This window comes from Mesorhizobium sp. M7A.F.Ca.MR.148.00.0.0, assembly GCF_003997735.1.
In the GTDB taxonomy this organism is placed as follows: domain Bacteria; phylum Pseudomonadota; class Alphaproteobacteria; order Rhizobiales; family Rhizobiaceae; genus Mesorhizobium.
The window spans coordinates 1-381 of record NZ_RZTB01000437.1 but is presented as its reverse complement, the minus strand read 5'-3'; the positions used below and the strand labels follow the sequence as shown (position 1 = coordinate 381).

1 protein-coding gene is annotated in these 381 nt (G+C 64.0%); it reads left to right on the top strand.

Annotation, left to right across the window (positions count from 1 at the left end):
* The coding region (locus EOB49_RS34850) for a DEAD/DEAH box helicase (RefSeq protein ID WP_127383556.1) at window positions 1-381 on the top strand (381 nt) is incomplete at both ends.

The window sequence follows — 381 nt, the reverse complement described above, 5'->3', positions numbered from 1 at the left end:
AACCATTCATCAGATGGTTTGGCGAGAAAGGCTGGTCGCCGCGCGCCCATCAGATCGAACTTCTGGCAAAAGCCCAGGCCGGGCAATCAGTCCTGCTGATTGCGCCGACCGGTGCTGGCAAGACGCTGGCCGGGTTCTTGCCTTCGCTGACCGAACTGGCCAACCGGCCCAAGAAAAAGCCGGGCCAGGCGCGTCGCGGTATCCACACGCTCTACATCTCACCGCTAAAGGCGCTTGCCGTCGATATCGAGCGCAATCTCGGCAAGCCGGTGGAAGAGATCGGCCTGCCCGTCACCATCGAAACGCGCACCGGAGACACGCCGGCGCACAAGCGCCAGCGCCAGAAGCTGGTGCCGCCCGACATCCTGCTGACCACGCCCG